Below are 17,055 nucleotides of genomic sequence, written 5' to 3'. Positions count from 1 at the left end.
TGCACGATAGTTGTACGCCAGTTCGCTTCTGAATCGCGCCCCCGCTCCGCCCCCGGCCCCTAGGGTCGGCGTCATGACGACCACCCTGGAGACGATCCACGACGTGCCCGTGCTGATGTGCGCCCCCGAGGGCGGGAGGATCGCCCGCGAGAGCGACGCCCTGGATCTCATCGGCGACGCCGGGTACCAGGGCGCCGGCTGGGTCGTCGTCCCGGCCGAGCGGTTCGACGAGGCGTTCTTCGAGCTGCGTACGCGGGTCGCGGGCGACATCGTCCAGAAGTTCGTCCAGTACGGCGTCCGCCTCGCCGTGATCGGTGACATCTCCCGCCACACGGAGGCCAGTTCGTCCCTGCGGGACTTCGTCCGTGAGTGCAACCGCGGTCGTCAGACGTGGTTCCTGACCGACCTCGACGAACTGCGCGAGCGCCTGCGGGGCTGAGGACCCCGGCACGGGCCGGGTCGGGTCCCGCGGCTGCCGCGGGACCCTCCGGGATCGGAAACAGGACAAGATCTCGTGCGTGCGTGCGTGCGCGCGCGTGCGGACGGTACGGACGGACGCGGACGCGTCCGCACGCGTCGCGCCGTGGGGGCGTCCGGGGCCCGGACGGCCCGGTGTGCCACCCTCGGCACGGCCCCGGAGCGCCGCCTCGTCACCCACCCCGGTCGGGTGGGCCCCGGTGAGCCGTCGTCGCGCGCGGCGGGCCGCCACCACGCGCGGGGCGGGCCCGGCCCGTCCGGCCCGCGCGGCGCCCGCCGTACGCCCGCCCCCGGAACCGGTGCTCAGCCGACGAGTTCGTGCTGTCGCTCCGCCGAGGGCTCCGGGCGGCGTGCCGACGCGGACGTCCCGGCCCACCGTCTTTCGTTGCGCAGGTAGCCGTAGCCGACCGAGGCCATCAGCAGCAGCAGGAGCGGCCCGAATACCCACGGGTAACGGGCCATCTCCAGCGACAGGAACCGATAGGCCAGCAGCAGCGCGGCGAACACGGTCACGCCGTGGACGACCAGCCACACACCCGACCGGTCCCAGCCGCGGTCGGCCGTGCGCAGGGCCGCCTCGATGGTGAGCGTGAAGACGACACCGGCGATGAGATCCACGCCGTAGTGGTAACCGAAGCCCAGCGTCGCGGTGAGCGTGGCGATCAGCCAGAAGGTGCCCGCGTGGCGCAGGAAGCGCGGGCCGCCGCGGGAGTGGATGAAGATCGCCGTCGCCCAGGCCGTGTGCAGACTGGGCATGCAGTTGCGCGGGGTGAGGTCGTCGTACGGCATCGCGTGCGGGACCCCGACCGGCGGCGGGACGTCGGGCCACAGGTGGGCGAGCGCCCACTGCCCGCCGCCGGTGCCGAACGCGCCGGAGCCGTAGGCGAAGACCGGCCCGACGACCGGGAAGATCATGTAGATGCCCGGCCCGAGGAGGCCGATCACCAGGAACGTGCGCACCAGGTGGTGGCGCGGGAAGCGGCGCTCGGCGGCCACGTGGCGCAACTGGTAGAGCGCGACACCGACCGCGGCCACCGCGAGCTGGATGTAGACCCAGTCGAGGAGGTGGGTGCCGACCGGGCCGGTGGCCCGGACCAGCCGGCCCACCAGCCACGACGGGTTGCCCAGCGCGTGGTCGGCGGTGGCCAGGTACGGATCGAGCACCGTCGGGCGGGTCTTGGACGTGATCAGCAGCCAGGCGTCCCCGGTCTTGCGGCCGGTCACCAGCAGCAGACCCAGCCCGACGCCCTTCAGCAGCAGTGCCCGTTCACGGCCGGTGCGGCGGGTGAGGGCGATGACCGCGCAGCCCAGCAGCACCCACAGCGCGCCGTTGCCGAACATCATCTTCGCGTCGAGGGCCCAGCGCACCAGGAAGAAGACGACGTCGATCCCGATCGCGACACCGGCCGCGATGAACCGTTGCCGCCAGGTGAGCACGACCATCGTCAACGCCATGCTGGCGTACAGCAGCGGCCCCGACTTGGGGGCGAAGATCACCTCTCGTGCCTGGTTGGTGATCGGACCCGGCAGTCCGTAGCCCCGTGAGGCGATCTCCAGCGCAAGGATGAATCCGAGGGTCGCGACACCCGCCACGGCCCACAGAATCGCCCTCGGCCGGCGCCACTCGACGGACGACAGCACGCTTCGTATTCGCGGGACCACCCGCGAGACCTTGGATATCACCTACCCGGCCGTCGTCTCGTTCGCGGGGCCGGGTCTTCTCTCGGTGTGCAGCATGGCTTTCCGGTGGCTGGTGGGGGCGGGTGGACCGTTCCCGGCGGGCGGGACCGCGCTCGCGATCCGGGATCACGGGCGCGGAATCGGCGATCACGCGCACGGGATCGAGGACCACGGGCACGGGATCGAGGACCACGGGCACGATCAAGGATCACGCACACGGTTTCCGGGATCACGAGCGGGATCCCGGCGACCGCGGGCGGGATCCCGGATCACACGCGGGATCGCCCCTGGGAAGACCGCCGGCCGCCCCGTGAGGTTGCTCGCGGCAGGACACACGGGCACCGCGTCCGCCACGCGACGCGGAGCCGGTCCACGGCTCGTCCACTGGTCCACCCCCACTCGCCCCGGTCCGCCCTCGCGTTCCCCACCAGCATCGGTGACAGCCGGGAGAAGGCATAGAGCGCGCCGCGCACTCGGGCGGACCGGCCCGGGGACCGGCCGAGGGGCGGGCCGGCCGGACCTCCCGCCCCGCACCCGCTCAACACGCCTGATTTCCCACGTCAATGGGGGCCTCCCCTCGGGTGGGAACACGCGAGAGAAGCCTGGGGCACAAGGGTTGCCCCGTTGGCCAGAACGTCACCGAATCGCCTTCTCCCCGTAACACATGGACTGACCCGTCCATGCCAATCTCTCGATTGCCCACACAGTCAACCCGCGTAGAACGAGACTCCCCGAAGCAACTCCTCGTACTGCGCGGCCCTCTGGGAAGGGACACCCCTCATGCCCGCTGCGCGGATACGCAGTTGGAAGTCGGTCGCTCTCGCGACGTCGGCCGTGCTCGTCGGCATCGTCCTCCCGGCGGCCACCGCCTCCCCGGCCTCGGCGACGACGACCGCCTACGACAGCACGTACTACAAGAACGCGATCGGCAAGTCCGGCACGGCCCTGAAGTCCTCCCTCCACACGATCATCAGCGCCAACGTCTCCAAGATCTCGTACTCCGCGGTCTGGAACGCGCTGAAGGTCACCGACCAGGACCCGAACAACAGCAGCAACGTGCTCCTGCTGTACAGCGGTGTCTCCCGCAGCAAGTCCCTCAACGGCGGTGACGTCGGCGACTGGAACCGCGAGCACACCTGGGCCAAGTCCCACGGCGACTTCGGCGAGGCGATCGGCCCCGGCACCGACCTGCACCACCTGCGCGCCTGCGACGTGACGGTCAACAGCACCCGCGGCAACCTGGACTTCGACAACGGCGGCAGCGCCGTCACCAACGGCGGCGGCTCCACCGTCGACTCCGACTCCTTCGCGCCGCGCGCGGCCGACCGGGGCGACGTGGCCCGCATCATCCTCTACATGGCCGTCCGCTACGAGGGCGACGACGGCTGGCCCGACCTGGAGCCCAACGAGAGGGTGGGCAACGGCTCCAACCCGTACATGGGCAAGCTCTCCGTCCTGAAGGCGTGGAACGAGGCGGACCCGCCGAGCGCCTTCGAGGAGCGCCGCAACCAGGTCATCTACGACACCTACCAGCACAACCGCAACCCGTTCATCGACCACCCGGAGTGGGTCGAGGCGATCTGGTAACCGCCCGCCGAGCGCGGTGGACCCCCGGCCCCGTACATCCCCCACGTACGGGCCGGGGGTTCGCCGTTTCCCCGGCCGCGGCCGCCCGCCCCGGTCGGGATCGCTCAGTTACCGACCCATGACATTCGCACGTACAACCGATGAAGGCCCCGTCGAGTCGGACTACACGGACGCGGCTCCTCCGCCACGCCGGACCACACCGACCCGAAAGGCACGTGCATGTCACGAGTTCGAGCACGACACAGCATCCGCGCGACACGGCTGAGCGCCTCCATGGCGGCGGTGGCGCTGCTGACCGGGGGCCTGACGGCGCTGTCGCTCGGACCGGCCTCGGCCGCCCCCGCGAAGGTGGGCGTGGCGGACGACTTCAACGGCGACGGATACGGCGACCTGGTCGTCGGCGCCCCGAACGGCAAGGTGTCCGGGAAGGCCAAGGCGGGCTATGTGACCGTCCTGTACGGCTCGAAGAGCGGGGCCTCGGCGGCGAAGAAGAAGCTGATCAGCCGCTCGACGAGCGGGGTGCCGGGCGCCGCCACGGCGAACCAGCGCTTCGGCTCGACGTTCACCAAGGGCGACCTGGACCGGGACGGCTACGGCGACCTGGTGATCTCCGGCGGCACGGCGGGCTCGGTGATCGTCTGGGGGTCGGCCTCCGGGCTGACCGGCGGTACGAGCATCGCCAAGTACGGGGCGGCCCCGCAGGCGGGCGACTTCGACGGCGACGGCAAGACCGACCTCGCCCTCTTCTCCGTCCAGAACATCAGCGGCGACGACCCCGAGGGCGCCCCGGCGGCCCTGTGGAAGGGCCCCATCTCCCGCGCGGCCAAGCCCAAGGCCGTCCTCCCGCTCCTCGACAAGTCCCTGTGGTGGGGCTGGTACGAGGAGGACGCCTCCTGCGCCACCGGCCACGGCTGCGAGAACGGCCCGTCCTCCATCACCGGCCCGGTCGTCTCCGGCCAGGTCGGGGACGTCAACGGCGACGGCCGCGACGACCTGGTCCAGTGGTACTACACGGGCGACGGGACCTACGGCAACCGGCTCCTGCTGGGCGCTGCCACGGGCTTCAAGCGCGGCTTCGCCCCCGGCGACGACGTGACCCGCACCCCGGCCGGCACGGGCCTGGGCGACGTGAACGGCGACGGTTACGACGACATCGTCGTGGGCGCCGACGGCTGGACCGACCAGGTCCGCGTGGCCTACGGCTCCGCCACCGGCACCTCCGAGTCCAACGTCCAGACCTTCGACCAGAACCTGCCCGGCTTCCCCGGCGCCCAGGAGGAGGGCGACCTCGTCGGCTCGGCGGTCTCGGTCGCCGACGTCACCGGCGACGGCTACGCCGACCTCGCCCTCGGCATCGCCTACGAGGACGTCGACGACATCACCAACACCGGCGCGGTCGCCCTGGTCCCCGGCAGCGCCGCCGGCGTCACCGGCGCCGGGACGAAGGTCTTCCACCAGAACACCGCCGGGGTCCCCGGCGCCGCCGAGGCGGAGGACAAGTTCGGCACCACCACGGCCCTGGTGGACCTCGACGGCAACGGCCACCCCGACCTCGCCGTCGGCGCCCCCGCCGAGAACAGCGACAACGGGGCCGTCTGGGTCCTCCCCGGCACCGGCACGGGCCTGACCACCACGGGCGCGCTCTCCTTCGGCCCCGGCGACGTCTCGGCGCCGGCGACGGACGCGATGTTCGGCGCGTTCCTGCGCTGACCGACGCCCGCTGACCGGTACCGGCTCCCCGGTCCGGCGTGACGGCCACGCGCGGTCACGCCGGGCCAGGGGCCTGTGCCCGTACCGGTCAGACGGTGTGGCGCAGGATCTCCTCGGCCAGGCGGGCGTCCAGGGCCACGGGCAGGGTGTGCCCCAGCCCTTCGACCAGGACCAGCCGGGCGCCCGGGATCGCGGCGGCGGTGGCCTCCCCGTGGGCCGGCGGGAACATCGGGTCCTCCGTGCCGTGCAGCACCAGCGTCGGCGCGGTGACGGAGGCCAGGGCCGCCGTGTCGTCCCCGCCGGCCGACCCGGCGAGGGTGTGGTGGAACCCGGCGGCCAGATCGCGCGCCCGCTCGTACACCCGCCGCTCCATGCGCCGGTACTCCTCCTCGTCGAACGGCAGCACCGAGCCGTGCAGCACCCGCCACAGCGGCAGCCGCGCGGCGAGGTACCCGTCCGGTCCCGCCTCCGGGTCGGGCAGCGTGGTGGCGAGCACGGCCAGCAACCCGGCACTCGGCGGGGGCAGTTCGCCGGGCCTGGGCTGCTCTCCCGCCAGGGCCCGCCCCACCGCGGCCGCCGTGTCCGTACCGAGCGGCTGCGACGACAGACTCGTCAGGCTCAGCACCCGCTCCGGATCCGTCACGGCGATCCGCTGCGCGATGATCCCGCCCAGCGACGCCCCGACCAGATGCGCCCTCTCCACGCCGAACGCGTCCAGCACGGCCAGCGCGTCCGAGGCCATGTCCGCGACGATGTACGGCCGCACGGCGAAGTCGACGACGGAGGACCGCCCGGTGTCGCGGTGGTCGTACCGGATCACCCGCCGCCCTCCGTCCACGAGCCGCCGCACGATCCCGTCGTTCCACTGGACCCCCTGCGCCTGCGCGCCCATCACCAGCAGCACGGCCGGATGCTCCGGCGCGCCGAACTCCTCCGCCCACACCTCGATGCCGTCCACCGGGACGATCCGCTCGCGGCCGACCAGGTCCTCGCTCATGACTTCATTTTCCTGCATGGTCGTTCAAGATAATGGCCGGACGGAGATCCCGCACGAGGTTTTCCGAGGTGGACGCGTCGCCGCCGCACCCGGCACCCTGATCGCATGGCCGGAGTCAAGGGACAGGTGCAGCAGCGGGGCGTGGAACGCCGTCGCGCGATGGTGGACGCGGCGATCACGCTCTTCTCCCAGCAGGGCGTACGAGGGACCGGCGTCGCCGCGATCGCGGAACGGGCGGGCGTGACCCCCTCCGCCCTCATCCATCACTTCGGCAGCAAGGACGGCCTGGTCCGCGCGGTCCTGGAGGAGGCCGACCGGCGCGCCCTGGCCCGGTTGTCGGCCACCCCGTCCTCGGAGCCCACGCTCGACGAGGCGTTCGACTGGTTCGTGCGGGACGCCGAGCACACGGCGGCCGCCGCTCGCGAACTGACCGCCCTGCACACCACCCTGACGGCCGAGAACCTGGAACCGGGCGCCCCCCTCCACACCTGGTTCCGCGACCGGGGCCGGGCCCTGCGCGCCCATCTCACGGCCCTGTTCACCCGGGCGGCGGCCGACGGCACGGCCCGCCCGGACCTGAACCCGGCCCTCCTGGCGACCGAGGTGGCCGCCTTCCTCGAAGGCGCCCACCTGCTCTGGCTCCTCGACCCCGACCAGGTCGACCTGACCGCCGTCCACCGCGGCTACTTCGAGGGCCTGGCCTCCCGCCTGCGCCCCTGAACCCGGCCCGCGTCAGACGTGCGTCGGCGCGAACATCCGCAGCACCGCCGGGAGGACGACCACGGAAGGCCCGGGCGTGGCGAGGGACGCGGCCAGGTCGCTCGCGAGGGACTCGGGGGTGGTGCGCACGCCCGGGACGCCGAAGGACTCCGCCAGGGCCACGTAGTCGGGGCGGGACAGCTCCGTGCCGGTCGCCCCGCCGTACGCGTCGGTCATGTACGCGCGGAGGATGCCGTAGCCGCCGTCGTCGACGATCAGCCAGGTGACGTTCAGGTCGTACTGCCGGGCGGTGGCCAGCTCGGCGATCGAGTAGAGCGCGCCGCCGTCGCCGGAGACGGCCAGCACCGGGTGGGTGGGGTCGGCCGCCGCCGCGCCGAGGGCGGCCGGGAAGGCGTAGCCGAGGCCGCCCGAACCCTGGGCGGAGTGCATGGTGTTGGGGCCCTCGGGGTCGAACGCGGCCCAGGCCCAGTAGGACAGGATCGTCATGTCCCAGAAGGAGGGCGCGCGGGCCGGGAGGGCCCGGCGGACGGACGCCAGCAGCTCCTGTTCCAGGGTGAGTTCCTGGGCGTCGACGCGGGCGTGGACCCGGTCGAGGACGTCCCGCACGCGGTCGGGCGCGGACGCGTCCGCGCGCGGCTCCTCGATCGTCTCCAGCAGTGCCGTCAGCGCCAGGCGCGCGTCGGCGTGGATGCCGAGCGCCGGGTGGTTGGACTCCAGCTTCCCGAGGTCCGCCTCGATCTGGATCACCCGGCCGCGCGGCGCGAACGTGTGGTAGTTGGAGGAGAGTTCACCGAGGCCCGAGCCGACGACGAGGAGCACGTCCGCGTCCTCCAGGAAGTCCGTGGTGTGCCGGTCCTCCATCCAGGACCGCAGCGACAGCGGGTGCGTCCACGGGAAGGCGCCCTTGCCTCCGTACGTCGTCACGACCGGAGCCGACAGCCGCTCCGCGAGCTGCCGCAGCTTGCCCGAGGCGTCGGCCCGGACGACCCCGCCGCCCGCGATGATCGCGGGGCGGGCGGCGGTGGACAGCAGGTGGGCCGCCACGGCGGTCAGTTCGGGACGCGGCGGCAACTCCTCCGGGAACGCGTCGCCGCCCGTCACCACCGGGATCGACGTCTCGGCGGACAGCACGTCCTGCGGGATCTCCACCCACACCGGGCCGTGCGGGGCCGACAGCGCCGACTTCCAGGCCGCCTCGATCGCGGACGGGATCTGCGACTGCGTACGGACCGTGTGGACGGACTTCACCACGCCCCGGAACGAGGCGGCCTGGTCGGTGAGTTCGTGGAGGTAGCCGTGGCGACCGCCGCCCAGGCCGGCCCGGGGGACCTGGCTGCTGATCGCCAGCACCGGCGCCGAGGCCGCCGCGGCCTCCTGGAGCGCGGCCAGCGACGTCAGCGCGCCCGGTCCCGTCGACAGCAGCAGCGGGGCCGCCTCGCCGGTGATCCGGCCGTACGCGTCCGCCGCGAACCCGGCGTTGTTCTCCACCCGCAGGCCGATGTACCGCAGGCCGGAGCGGCGCAGCGCGTCGAACACGGGCAGGGCGTGCTGGCCGGGGAGCCCGAACACCGTCGTCGCGCCGAGTGCGGCCAGGGTCTCCACGACCAGGTCTCCGCCGTGACGGCCGGGGGGAGGGTTCAGCGCGGCCTCCGTCTGGGCGGCGGTCGGGCGGAGCACCAGGTCGTGGTCGTGGGTCACTGCGCTGCCTTCTCCTTGTCGCGGATCACCGGCCCGCGTTCTCCGCACGGGCCTCGGCGATCTGGCGGGACATGATCGTGGTGAGTTCGTAGGCCGTGTGCGAGGCGGCCACCGCGGTGATCTCGGCGTGATCGTACGCGGGTGCCACCTCGACGACGTCGGCGGAGACCAGGTGGCAGGAGGCGAGGCCCCGCAGGATCTCCAGGAGTTCCCGCGAGGTCATCCCGCCGGCCTCCGGCGTGCCGGTGCCCGGCGCGTGGGCCGGGTCGAGGCAGTCGATGTCGATGGAGATGTAGAGGGGCCGGTCGCCGATGCGCTGCCGCAGCTGGTCGGCGACCTCGTCGGGTCCGCGCCGCATCACGTCCGCCGAGGTGACGATCCCGAAGCCCATCTTCGCGTCGTCGGTGAGGTCCTGCTTGCCGTACAGCGGGCCGCGCGTGCCCACGTGCGAGAGGGCCTCGGTGTCGAGGATGCCCTCCTCCACCGCGCGCCGGAACGGGGTGCCGTGGGTGTACGCGGCGCCGAAGTACGTGTCCCAGGTGTCGAGGTGCGCGTCGAAGTGGAGCAGGGCCACCGGCCCGTGCTTCTTGGCGACCGACCGCAGCAGCGGGAGTGCGATGGTGTGGTCGCCGCCGAGGGTCATCAGGCGGGCGCCCGTCCCGAGCAGCTCGTCCGCGGCTGCCTCGACCGTCTCCACCGCCTCCTCGATGTTGAACGGGTTGGCGGCGATGTCACCGGCGTCCGCGACCTGCGCGAGGGCGAAGGGGGAGGCGTCCTGCGCCGGGTTGTAGGGGCGCAGCAGCCGGGACGCCTCGCGGATCGCGTTGCCGCCGAAGCGGGCGCCCGGCCGGTAGGAGACGCCCGAGTCGAACGGCACGCCCACGACCGCCACGTCCGCGCGGCCCACCTCGTCCAGCCGGGGGAGCCGGGCGTAGGTCGCGGGCCCGGCGTAGCGCGGGATGCGCGAGGAGTCGACGGGGCCGCGGGGCGTCTCGTTGCCGCTCATGGTGTGCTGCCTTCCTTCTGCGGGGTGACCGGCATCGACCCTAGGTCGCCGCCGCCCGCCTGCGAAGTGTACGTTTCCTCCATTCGAGCGGGATGCAATGGAGGAAACGCACATGACGCCGGACCCGGCGGTACCCGACCCGGCGCCCTCCCCCGCCCCCGCCGTCCCTCCCACCCCGCCCGTGCCCCTCTCCGCGCTGCTGGCCCACGGGGATCTGGGGCTGCGGCGGATCGCCGGCCCGGTGGACGCGGACCCGGCGGTCCACTGGGCGCACACCTCGGAGATGGCGGACCCGTACCCGTACCTGCTGGGCGGCGAGCTGCTGCTGACGGCCGGTGTCCACATCCCGGAGGCGGCCGGGCCGGGCGGCTACTTCGACACGTACGTCTCCCGTATCGTCGCGGCCGGCGGCGCGGCCCTCGGCTTCGGCGTCGCCCCGGTGCACGACCGGGTCCCGAACGCCCTGGTCGCCGCCTGCGACGCCCACGGCCTGCCCCTGGTCGAGGTGCCGCCCGGCACCACCTTCTCCGGCGTGGCCCGCGCGGTCTGGCAGCTCATGGCCCGCGCCCGCCACGCCGAACTCCGCCGGGTGACGGAGGCCCAGCAGGGCCTGGCGGCGGCCGCGTCCCGCCCGGACCCGGTACGCGCGGTCCTGCGGCAGCTCGCGCGGCGTGTGAACGGCGCGGCGGTCCTGTACGGCCCGGAGGGGACGGTACCGGCAGCGGCGGGGCGGGAGTACGACGAACCCGTCCACCAGGGCCTGGCAGCCCTGGCAACCGTGGTCCGCCCCGGCCCCGCCAGGGGCGCGACCAGCCCCCACGCCCCCGCACCCACCACCACACCCCGACCCCCCACCTCCGCGACCGACACGGTCGACGGCACCCACCTCGCCGCCTACGCCCTCACCACCGGAGGCAACGGCTTCACCCTCGGCGTGGCCACCGCGCACCGGGCCCCCGGCGACCACACCATCGCCTCGGTCGCGGCCGTCCTCCTCTCCCTCCTCGTCGGCGAACAGCAGAGCGGCACCGGCGCGGCCCGCGCGTCCGCCCTCGTACGCCTCCTGCTGGGCACCCCTCCGGAGGAGGTCGCCCCCCTCCTGGGCGGCGACCCCCGCCGGTCGGTCGTCCACGCCCGCCCCACCGACGGCGGCCACCCCGACGCCCTCGCCGCCGCCGCGCTCGGCGCCGCCCTGGGCTCCGCGCTGGTCGACGCGCACGGCGACGTCGTCCGCGTCCTCGTCCCCGCCGACCGCGAGGTCACCGCGCAGCCCGGCTGGACGTGCGGCGTGAGCGCGCCCGCAGAGCCGCACGCGTGGCCGGCGGCCGACGCGCAGGCCGCCCGCGCGCTGGCGCGCGCCGGAGCGACCCGGGCGGCGCTCGTCCGGCACGGCTCCCGTACCGCCCTGTCCGACCTGGTGCCGGAGGCGGACGCGGCCGCCCACGCCCGGGCCCTGCTGGCCCCGCTGGCCGAGGCGTCCGGCGCCGCCGCGCTCACCGAGACACTGCGCACCTGGCTCTCCCTGCACGGGAGTTGGGACCGTACGGCCGTCGCGCTGGCGGTGCACCGCAACACGGTCCGCCAACGGATCGGGCGGTGTGCGGCGTTGCTGGGCGCGGACCTCGACGACCCGGACGTACGGATGGAGTTGTGGTTCGCGCTGCGGCAGGCGTGAGCGGCGGCCGGAGGCCGTCCGTCCGCCGGGGAGTGACGCAGGTCGCAGCGGCGGGGACGCCCGCGACTCCCGCGGCCGTCTGCCTCACAATGGACCCATGCCGATATCCGGGACCCCCAGCCGCGCCGAGCTGATCGAGCACCTCGTACGGACGCGTATCGCGGGTGATGTGGCCACGCCGCGCGAGAACAACCTCTCCCACTACCGCGAACTGGCCAACGGCAACCGCCACTACTGGCTCGGTCTGGAGCTGGGGGACCGCTGGAGCGACGAGCAGGACGTGCTGGCCGTGATGGCGGAGCGCGTCGGTGTCAACGACGACCCGGGGTACCGCTACGGCCAGGACACCATCGACCCGGACCTGACCGTCGACGCGCTGGAGCGCATGGCGGCCCGGCTGCGCAAGGCGGCGGAGGGCGGGCAGCGCGTGCTGTTCGCCACCGGCCACCCCGGAGGGCTGCTCCAGGTGCACAACGAGACGGCGCGGGCGCTGCGCGCGGCCGGCTGCGAGATCGTCGTCATCCCGGACGGCCTGCAGACGGAGGAGGGGTACGTCATGCAGTTCGCGGACGTGGCCGTCCTCGAACACGGCGCCACGCTCTGGCACACCCACTCCCCCGAGCCGATGCGGGCCATCCTGCGGGGCCTGGAGGGCGCCGGCCGGCCGCTGCCCGACCTGGTCGTCGCCGACCACGGCTGGGCGGGCTGCGCGGGCCAGCTCGGCGTCGACTCCGTCGGCTACGCGGACTCCAACGACCCCGCCCTCTTCCTCGGCGAGTCCGAGGGCACCCTCCAGGCCGTGGTCCCGCTCGACGACCACGTGGTCAGCCCGCGCCACTACGACCCGATGTCGGCGTACCTGCTGCAGCAGGCGGGGCTCAGCGAGGCGTAGCCCCCGGCGCCCCGGGCCGCTCCCTCGGTACGCGGACGACGCCCTCCTGGATCACGGAGATCGCGAGGCGTCCGTCCTGCGTGTAGATCCGGCCCTGGCCGAGGCCCCGGCCCGCCGACGCCGACGGTGACTCCTGGTCGTACAGGAGCCACTCGTCGGCGCGGAACGGCCGGTGGAACCACATGGCGTGGTCGAGCGAGGCCCCGACGACGTCGCCGACGGCCCAGCCGCCGCGCCCGTGCGCGAGCAGGATGGAGTCCAGGAGCGTCATGTCGGAGACGTAGGTGGCGAGGACGACGTGCAGGAGGGGGTCGTCGTCGAGCTTGCCGTTGGCGCGGAACCAGACCTGGGAGCGCGGTTCGCGGGGCTCGCCGTAGCGGCCGTAGGGCGGGTCGTCGACGTAGCGGAGGTCGACGGCGGCCCGGGCCTCCAGCGCCTTCTCCACCACGGCGGGGTCGAGGCCGTACGTCGGCAGCACCTGCTCGGCGGTGGGCAGGGAGTCCGGGTCGGGCGCGTCGGGCATCGGGGCCTGGTGGTCGAGGCCGTCCTCGTACCGCTGGAAGGACGCGGAGAGGGCGAAGATCGGCTGCCCGTGCTGGACGGCGACGACGCGGCGCGCGGTGAAGGAGCGGCCGTCGTTCATGCGCTCCACGGTGTACACGATGGGCGCGCCGGCGTCGCCGATGCGCAGGAAGTACGCGTGGAGGGAGTGCGGGAGCCGGTCGGCGGGGACCGTGCGCCCGGCGGCGACGAGCGCCTGGGCCGCGACCTGCCCGCCGAAGACCCTCGGGACGATGGCGGGCCGGGACCGGCCGCGGAAGATGTTTTCCTCGATCTGCTCCAGGTCGAGCAGATCGAGGAGTGACTGCAGTGCCTGACTCATGGGGTCAGTTGTACAGAACGGTGTTTTCCGGGACCTTACAGACCCATGTCCTTGGCGATGATCGACTTCATGATCTCGCTGGTGCCGCCGTAGATGCGGTTGACGCGGTTGTCCGCGTACAGGCGGGCGATCGGGTACTCGTTCATGAAGCCGTAGCCGCCGTGCAGCTGGAGGCAGCGGTCGATGACGCGGTGGGCGACCTCGGTGCAGAAGAGCTTGGCGCTGGCGGCCTCGGCGGGCGTCAGCTCACCGGCGTCGAGGGCCTCCGTGGCGCGGTCGGCGACGGCCTCGGCCGCGTCCACCTCGGCCTGGCAGGCGGCCAGCTCGAACTTGGTGTTCTGGAAGTGCGCGACGGGCTTGCCGAAGACGGTGCGCTCCTGCACGTACTGCTTGGCGAACCGGACGGCGGCCTTGGCCTGCGCGTAGGCGCCGTAGGCGATGCCCCAGCGCTCGGAGGCGAGGTTGTGGCCGAGGTAGTAGAAGCCCTTGTTCTCCTCGCCGAGGAGGTTCTCGACGGGCACCTTGACGTCGACGAACGCCAGCTCGGCGGTGTCGGAGGTCTTCAGGCCGAGCTTGTCCAGCTTGCGGCCGATCGAGTAGCCCTCGGACTTGGTGTCCACCACGAGGAGGGATATGCCGTGCCGGCGGTCCTCGGCGCTGGGCGCGTCGGTCCGGGCGCAGACGATCATCTGGTCGGCGTGGACGCCGCCGGTGATGAAGGTCTTGGAGCCGTTGAGGACGTAGTGCGTGCCGTCCTCGCTGAGCTTGGCGGTGGTCTTCATGCCCGCGAGGTCGGAGCCCGTGCCCGGCTCGGTCATCGCGATCGCCCACATCTCCTCGCCGGAGACGAACTTGGGCAGGTAGCGCTTCTTCTGCTCGTCGGTGGCGAGCAGCTTGACATAGGGCAGGCCGAGCAGGACGTGCACGCCGGAGCCACCGAACGTGATGCCCGCGCGGGCGGTCTCCTCGTACAGGATGGCCTCGAACTTGTACGAGTCGATGCCGGCGCCGCCGTACTCCTCGTCCACCCGGATGCCGAAGACGCCCAGGTCGGCGAGCTTGTAGTAGAACTCGCGCGGCGCCTGGCCGGCGGCCAGCCACTCGTCGTACTCGGGCACGACCTCGGCCTCGATGAAGGCACGCAGGGTCTCCCGGAACGCCTCGTGATCCTCGTTGAACACCGTACGACGCACCGCCGCCACCTCCACCTGAGTACCTTCGGATGTGCCCAAGCGCCCACTGCCTCGCACGGCTAAGCGCTTGCTCAGATCAAAAGGTACCGGCGGGTAGGTACACGCGTCCAGATGGTCCACCCCGTAACGCTCGTCACGCTCATGGCGGATCGCCCGGTCCGCACGGCCCGCCGGCCGCCGCCCGCCCCGCCGTCCATCCGCCGGCTCAGCCGGCCGCGGCCGCCCCGAACGCCCCCCGCGCCATCCGGTGCAGCAGCTCCGCCGTGGCCGCGCGGCCCGGAAGTGAACCCGCCCGGCCCAGGTGCGGGGTGGAGTTGAGCAGTCCGAACACCGAGTGGACGGCGGACCGCGCGGCGGGCTCCACCAGCCCGGGATACACCTCCCGCAGCACCCCGACCCACAGTTCGACGTACTGCCGCTGGAGCTGGCGCACCAGTTTGCGGTCGCTGTCGCGCAGGCGGTCCAGCTCGCGGTCGTGCAGGGTGATCAGGGGACGGTCGTCGAGGGCGAAGTCGATGTGCCCCTCGATGAGCGAGTCCAGGACCTCGGCCCCGGACACCCCGTCGGCCTCCGCCACCCGCCGCTTCGCCCCGGTCAGGAGCTGCCCGCTGATGCCCACCAGCAGCTCCGCGAGCATCGCGTCCTTGCCCGCGAAGTGCCGGTACAGACCCGGCCCGCTGATGCCGACGGCCGCGCCTATCTCGTCGACGCCGACACCGTGGAAACCACGCTCGGCGAAGAGGCGGGCGGCTTCCTTGAGGATCTGCTCGCGGCGCGTGGGCGCGTCGGTTCTCGTGGCCATGGAGCCAATTCTAGACAGGGAGGTTAGCGGTCGTTAACCTGAACGAAACGGGTTAACGCTCATTAACAGGTGACCACCGTAATCACTGGGTGAGGGGACCGCACGATGGACCAGGCACCGGAGCTGACGACCGCGGCAGATCCCGCGGCCGAGGCGTATCGGGCCAACGAGGCCGCGCACCGCGCGCTGGGCGAGGAGCTGCGGGCCAGGCTGGCCGCGGCACGGCTCGGCGGCGGCGAGAAGGCCCGCGCCCGGCACACCGCGCGCGGCAAGCTGCTGCCGCGCGACCGGGTGGACACCCTCCTCGACCCCGGCTCGCCCTTCCTGGAGCTGGCGCCGCTGGCGGCGGACGGGCTGTACGACGGGCAGGCGCCGGCCGCGGGCGTCATCGCGGGGATCGGCCGGGTCTCCGGCCGGGAGTGCGTCGTCGTCGCCAACGACGCCACCGTCAAGGGCGGCACGTACTACCCGATGACGGTGAAGAAGCATCTGCGGGCCCAGGAGGTGGCCCTGGAGAACCGCCTGCCCTGCCTCTATCTGGTGGACTCCGGCGGCGCCTTCCTGCCGATGCAGGACGAGGTCTTCCCCGACCGCGAGCACTTCGGCCGGATCTTCTACAACCAGGCGCGGATGTCGGGCGCGGGCATCCCGCAGATCGCCGCCGTCCTGGGCTCATGCACGGCCGGCGGGGCGTACGTCCCGGCCATGAGCGACGAGGCCGTCATCGTGCGCGGCCAGGGGACGATCTTCCTCGGCGGGCCGCCGCTGGTGAAGGCCGCCACCGGTGAGGTCGTCACCGCCGAGGAGCTGGGCGGCGGCGAGGTGCACTCCCGGATCTCCGGTGTCACCGACCACCTCGCGGAGAACGACGCGCACGCCCTGCGGATCGTGCGGACCATCGTCTCCACCCTGCCCGCCCGGGGCCCGCTGCCCTGGTCGGTCGAGCCGGCCGTCGAGCCCAAGGTCGACCCGTACACGCTGTACGGCGCCGTGCCGGTCGACTCGCGCACCCCCTACGACGTGCGCGAGGTCATCGCGCGCGTGGTCGACGGTTCACGGTTCGCGGAGTTCAAGGCGGAGTTCGGGCAGACCCTGGTCACCGGCTTCGCCCGGATCCACGGGCACCCGGTCGGGATCGTCGCCAACAACGGCATCCTCTTCTCCGAGTCCGCCCAGAAGGGCGCCCACTTCATCGAGCTGTGCGACCAGCGCGGCATCCCGCTGGTCTTCCTGCAGAACATCTCCGGCTTCATGGTCGGCCGGGACTACGAGGCGGGCGGCATCGCCAAGCACGGCGCCAAGATGGTGACGGCCGTGGCCTGCACCCGGGTCCCCAAGCTGACCGTCGTGATCGGCGGCTCGTACGGCGCGGGCAACTACTCGATGTGCGGCCGGGCCTACTCGCCACGCTTCCTGTGGATGTGGCCGAACGCCAAGATCTCGGTGATGGGCGGCGAACAGGCCGCGTCCGTCCTCGCGACCGTGAAGCGGGACCAGCTGGAGGCACGCGGCGACGTCTGGTCCGCCGAGGACGAGGAGTCCTTCAAGGACCCGATCCGCGGCCAGTACGAGCGCCAGGGCAGCGCCTACTACGCCACCGCCCGCCTCTGGGACGACGGCGTGATCGACCCGCTGGAGACCCGGCAGGTCCTCGGCCTCGCCCTGACCGCCTGTGCCAACGCGCCCCTGGGTGACCCCCAGTTCGGCGTCTTCCGGATGTAAGGGGGATCTGAAG

At 72.9% G+C, this 17,055-nt stretch carries 14 protein-coding genes; 7 read left to right on the top strand and 7 right to left on the bottom strand.

Translation table 11 applies throughout. The annotated features are described in order from the left end of the window. Positions 1-73: 73 nt before the first annotated feature. On the top strand, positions 74-439 hold the full coding sequence (locus PYR72_RS30605; protein WP_275458269.1) for a DUF4180 domain-containing protein: 366 nt from the start codon (positions 74-76) through the stop codon (positions 437-439). Positions 440-780: 341 nt separating this feature from the next. On the opposite strand, the gene PYR72_RS30600 is transcribed toward PYR72_RS30605, so the two are convergent. After that, on the bottom strand, positions 781-2,118 hold the full coding sequence (locus PYR72_RS30600; protein ID WP_275458268.1) for a phosphatase PAP2 family protein: 1,338 nt from the start codon (positions 2,116-2,118) through the stop codon (positions 781-783). Positions 2,119-2,937: 819 nt separating this feature from the next. Here PYR72_RS30600 and PYR72_RS30595 point away from each other — a divergent pair. Both PYR72_RS30595 and PYR72_RS30590 read left to right on the top strand, forming a co-directional pair. Beyond that, positions 2,938-3,744, top strand: coding sequence for an endonuclease (locus PYR72_RS30595; RefSeq protein WP_275458267.1), 807 nt, complete (start codon positions 2,938-2,940; stop codon positions 3,742-3,744). Positions 3,745-3,963: 219 nt separating this feature from the next. After that, the gene (locus tag PYR72_RS30590) at positions 3,964-5,454 is read left to right on the top strand and encodes an FG-GAP-like repeat-containing protein (protein WP_275458266.1); all 1,491 of its coding nucleotides are present in this window, start codon (positions 3,964-3,966) and stop codon (positions 5,452-5,454) included. An 88-nt stretch (positions 5,455-5,542) separates the two neighbouring features. Here the strand turns inward: PYR72_RS30590 and PYR72_RS30585 are convergent, their stop codons facing one another. Beyond that, positions 5,543-6,451, bottom strand: a complete 909-nt coding sequence (locus PYR72_RS30585; RefSeq protein ID WP_275458265.1) for an alpha/beta hydrolase — start codon at positions 6,449-6,451, stop codon at positions 5,543-5,545. Positions 6,452-6,556: 105 nt separating this feature from the next. Between PYR72_RS30585 and PYR72_RS30580 the strand changes: the two genes are divergently transcribed. After that, positions 6,557-7,171 carry a TetR/AcrR family transcriptional regulator gene (locus PYR72_RS30580; RefSeq protein WP_275458264.1) on the top strand — a complete coding sequence of 205 codons (615 nt, stop codon included), beginning with the start codon at positions 6,557-6,559 and terminating at the stop codon, positions 7,169-7,171. A gap of 12 nt (positions 7,172-7,183) precedes the next feature. Here PYR72_RS30580 and PYR72_RS30575 read toward each other — a convergent pair whose 3' ends face one another. Together PYR72_RS30575 and speB are read right to left on the bottom strand one after the other, a co-directional pair. Beyond that, complete coding sequence (locus PYR72_RS30575; RefSeq protein WP_275458263.1) at positions 7,184-8,869, bottom strand: thiamine pyrophosphate-binding protein; 1,686 nt, start codon at positions 8,867-8,869, stop codon at positions 7,184-7,186. Between the two features lie 25 nt (positions 8,870-8,894). Then, positions 8,895-9,875, bottom strand: a complete 981-nt coding sequence (speB, locus tag PYR72_RS30570; RefSeq protein WP_059080999.1) for an agmatinase — start codon at positions 9,873-9,875, stop codon at positions 8,895-8,897. A 112-nt stretch (positions 9,876-9,987) separates the two neighbouring features. Between speB and PYR72_RS30565 the strand changes: the two genes are divergently transcribed. Both PYR72_RS30565 and PYR72_RS30560 read left to right on the top strand, forming a co-directional pair. Continuing rightward, a complete protein-coding gene (locus PYR72_RS30565) occupies positions 9,988-11,550 on the top strand; it encodes a PucR family transcriptional regulator (RefSeq protein ID WP_275458262.1) in 1,563 nt (520 codons plus the stop codon). A 97-nt stretch (positions 11,551-11,647) separates the two neighbouring features. Next, the gene (locus tag PYR72_RS30560) at positions 11,648-12,442 is read left to right on the top strand and encodes a phosphatase (protein WP_013003398.1); all 795 of its coding nucleotides are present in this window, start codon (positions 11,648-11,650) and stop codon (positions 12,440-12,442) included. Here PYR72_RS30560 and PYR72_RS30555 read toward each other — a convergent pair. The 3 genes from PYR72_RS30555 to PYR72_RS30545 form a co-directional block, all read right to left on the bottom strand. Continuing rightward, entirely contained in the window at positions 12,429-13,325 is an 897-nt protein-coding gene (locus PYR72_RS30555; protein WP_275458261.1) for an acyl-CoA thioesterase II, read from the bottom strand. The genes PYR72_RS30560 and PYR72_RS30555 overlap by 14 nt on opposite strands. 35 nt (positions 13,326-13,360) lie before the next feature. Then, positions 13,361-14,518 (bottom strand): acyl-CoA dehydrogenase family protein, encoded by a 1,158-nt coding sequence (locus tag PYR72_RS30550; RefSeq protein WP_275458260.1) that lies wholly within the window; start codon positions 14,516-14,518, stop codon positions 13,361-13,363. A 205-nt stretch (positions 14,519-14,723) separates the two neighbouring features. Further along, a complete protein-coding gene (locus PYR72_RS30545) occupies positions 14,724-15,320 on the bottom strand; it encodes a TetR/AcrR family transcriptional regulator (RefSeq protein ID WP_275458259.1) in 597 nt (198 codons plus the stop codon). A 105-nt stretch (positions 15,321-15,425) separates the two neighbouring features. On the opposite strand from PYR72_RS30545, the gene PYR72_RS30540 reads away from it, so the two are divergent. After that, positions 15,426-17,042, top strand: coding sequence for a carboxyl transferase domain-containing protein (locus PYR72_RS30540; protein WP_275458258.1), 1,617 nt, complete (start codon positions 15,426-15,428; stop codon positions 17,040-17,042). Positions 17,043-17,055: the final 13 nt, after the last annotated feature.

Source organism: Streptomyces sp. VNUA24, from assembly GCF_029167005.1.
GTDB lineage: Bacteria > Actinomycetota > Actinomycetes > Streptomycetales > Streptomycetaceae > Streptomyces > Streptomyces scabiei.
This window is presented reverse-complemented; position numbering and strand designations above follow the sequence as displayed.